Origin of the sequence: Klebsiella sp. K47, assembly GCF_051858335.1 — a bacterium.
In the GTDB taxonomy this organism is placed as follows: domain Bacteria; phylum Pseudomonadota; class Gammaproteobacteria; order Enterobacterales; family Enterobacteriaceae; genus Klebsiella; species Klebsiella pneumoniae.
In genome coordinates this window covers 1-242 of record NZ_JBPYUI010000202.1, presented here as the reverse complement: position 1 = coordinate 242, position 242 = coordinate 1, and the positions used below count along the sequence as shown (strand labels likewise).

At 64.5% G+C, this 242-nt stretch carries 1 protein-coding gene; it reads left to right on the top strand.

Annotated features, from left to right (window positions below):
• Window positions 1-242: ABC transporter permease (locus RRF55_RS27695; protein WP_439419254.1), on the top strand; the 242-nt coding region annotated here is incomplete at both ends.

Sequence of the window (242 nt, the reverse complement as noted above, 5' to 3'; positions counted from 1 at the left end):
CGCCAACAGCGTCGGCAAGTCGGTCCGCCTCAACGGCAACACGATGACCGTCGTGGGCGTGCTGGGTGACTGGCATCCCAACCCGCACTTCTATGACCTGTATACCGGCCGCTACGGCGACAGCGAAGACGTCTACCTGCCCTTATCCACGGCGATCGAGCTGAAGTTCGACCGCAACGGCAGCATCGACTGCTTCGGGCGCCGCAACGAGACCGACCCGACCGGTCCCAACGCCAGCTGCA